This window comes from Streptomyces sp. P5F9, assembly GCF_057961495.1.
In genome coordinates, this window is record NZ_JBXVPZ010000777.1 from 1 (window position 1) to 2,560 (window position 2,560).

3 protein-coding genes are annotated in these 2,560 nt (G+C 70.4%); all 3 read right to left on the reverse strand.

Annotated features, from left to right (window positions below; genetic code table 11):
• On the reverse strand, nt 1-1,008 hold a 1,008-nt coding region (locus tag AC31A1_RS49885; protein ID WP_489659675.1), incomplete at its 3' end, for a sacsin N-terminal ATP-binding-like domain-containing protein.
• Between the two features lie 307 nt (nt 1,009-1,315).
• Nucleotides 1,316-1,525 carry a DUF397 domain-containing protein gene (locus AC31A1_RS49890; RefSeq protein WP_489659676.1) on the reverse strand — a complete coding sequence of 70 codons (210 nt, stop codon included), beginning with the start codon at nt 1,523-1,525 and terminating at the stop codon, nt 1,316-1,318.
• Entirely contained in the window at nt 1,522-2,397 is an 876-nt protein-coding gene (locus AC31A1_RS49895; protein ID WP_489659677.1) for a helix-turn-helix domain-containing protein, read from the reverse strand. The genes AC31A1_RS49890 and AC31A1_RS49895 overlap by 4 nt, the downstream gene beginning before the upstream one ends.
• Nucleotides 2,398-2,560 lie beyond the last annotated feature (163 nt).

Below are 2,560 nucleotides of genomic sequence, written 5' to 3' on the forward strand. Positions count from 1 at the left end.
GTCGAGGGGGAGGGAAGCGATCAACAGGGCGGGTACGCCCAGGGGTTCGTCACTGGGAGTGGGTGCGTGCACGACGGGGCTGGTGCGGGGCCGGGCCGGAGTGCCGTCCTCGTCGACGGGCACGGCCCAGGTCACGGACCAGTAGGGGCGCAGCCGCTCCTCGACGGGCCGGTCGGCGAGGAGTTCCTTGGCGAGTTCCCCGTGCGCGGCGGCCGTACGCCAGCGGGTGGTTCCGTCCCTGCTGTCGTCCACGACGGTGTCGGCGCGGTCGGTGCGGCGGGTGAGGGTGCGGGGTGCCTGGTCCCCCACCTCGACCACGACTTCGGTCAGCCCCGGCAGGGCGAGGAGAAGCGCGTCGTCCACGGCGCCGAGGAGGCGCTCGGCCAGGTCCTCGGCGGCGGTGTCGCGCAGGGGGAGGATGACGACCGTGTCGTAGGAGTCGGGGGCGGTGCCCTCGGCGGCGAACGGGAGGCGCAGCAGCGGGATGTGGCCGTCGCGGCGGCGGATCTCGGTGCCGAGGCCGGGGCTGTGGCGGGCGGTGTCGTCGGCGAGGGTGCGGGCCTCGGCGAGGGACCAGCGGACGCCGCCGTGCCGCCCGACGACGGCGGGTTCGTCGGTGACGGCGACGACGGCGGCGAACCCGACGCCGAACCGTCCGACGGCACTGTCACCGGCATCGCGTTTCGCGGAGGCGCGGAGGGTGGAGAGGGATTCGACACCGGCGGCGTCCAGCGGGGCGCCGGTGTTGGCGGCGCAGAGCACACCGTCGCGGAGGGTGAGCCGGAGCCGTCCGGCCACACCGGCGCGGGCGGCGGCGTCGGCGGCGTTCTGAGCGAGCTCGACGACCAGCCGGTCCCGGTATCCGCCGAGGACGAGGTCCTCCTCGGCGTTGGCGTCCTCCCGGAACCGGGCCGGGCTGGTCGCCCAGGCGTCGAGCACCCCACGCCGCAGACGGGCGGTCCCGAACGGGTCGGCACCCTCGGCAGCGGGCCGCACGAACTTACTCACGTACGTTCACTCTCCTCATCGACGTCGCGATGAAGGTACCGCGCGGAGGGGAGCGGTCACGCCGGGGAGAGGCCTGGCGACTTCTCAGCCCGCTCGACCGGACCGGCGCGCGACCGTCGTCCAGGGTCCGGGTCCGGGCGGCACCGGGTGCTGGGCGAAGTCGGCGCTCGCGATCACCCACCCCTTCGGCGCGGTGAAGAACCAGGAGCTGTGACCGGTCGCCCGCGGGGCAGGTACCTGTTTCCGCGAATGTGACACTTCGGGTGCGGAGTGTCACATTTTCGTGAGGTGGGTGTGGGGGTGGGGGTCAGGGCTTGGACGCGTACGTCACGAAGTCCGCCCACGCGGTCGGGGTGAGGGTGAAGCGGGGGCCCTCGACGGTCTTGGAGTCGCGGACGTGGACCACGCCGGGGACAGTGGCGATCTCGACGCAGGACTCGCCGTTGGTGCCGCCGCTGTAGCTGCTCTTGAACCACGCCAGTTCGGAGGCGTCCCTGGTGGGGGTATTGCGGGTCATGTCTCTCCCAGCAGTTGTTCAATGAAGGCCAGCGACTCCCGGGGCGGGAGAGCCTGCGCCCGGATGGTGCCATATTGCAGCTCGATGATGCGAAGCTGTTTTGGGTCAGTGGTCGGTCGCCCGTTGAACTCGCCGTCGGCACGCCCCACCGCCGTCCCGTCCCGGAACTTCAGCAACTCGATCCTGCCGTCCAAGCCCGGATGCGCCTCGGTGTTCGTCGGCATTACCTGAAGCGTGACGTTACGCAACCGCCCCACCTCCAACAGACGTTCGAGCTGCCGTCGCCACACCATTGTGCCCCCAACTTCTCGGTGGAGCGGTGCCTCTTCCAGCACGAAGTGGATCGACGGAGCCGGGTCTCGTTCGAAGACCGCCTGCCGGGCCAGACGGGCGGCAACCATCCGCTCCAAGTCGTCTGGTGAGTACGGCGGCTGCCTGGCCTCAATCACGGTCCGCGCGTGCTCCGGCGTCTGCAGCAGCCCGGCGATGATGTTGCACTCGTAGATGCCGATCTCGATCGCCTGGGACTCCAGCTTCGCCAGCGCCCGAACCTTCTTGGGGTACCGGACCTTGGCGGTGTCCTCCTTCATCGCCGAGATCAGCCCGTCCGCCCTTAGCACCTCCTCGGACTTGTCCAGATACTCGGGCCGGGGAATCCGCTTCCCGCCCTCAATCTTGTAGACCAAGTCCTCGCTGTACCCCGCCGCCACCGCAAAGTCCGCGACACGCATCCCCACCGCCTCGCGCCGCAGCTTCAACTGCCGCCCCACCGTCGCAAGGACCGCCAACCCCCACTCGTCGTCCGGGTCCACCTCCCAACCCGGTTCATCCGCCTCGCCGTTGAGCTGTCCCTCGCCCGGTTCCACCAACATCCCGCACCCCTCCTGATCCGTACGACCGTGCCGCGACGCCCCTACCCGCGCGACCGGTCCCGACAGCCTGGACACGACCGGACAACGCCTGGACAGTCACCGTACGCAACGGCCATGTCACTGTTCACGGTGAGCACGCGCGGCCACGCTGAGTGACGTGATC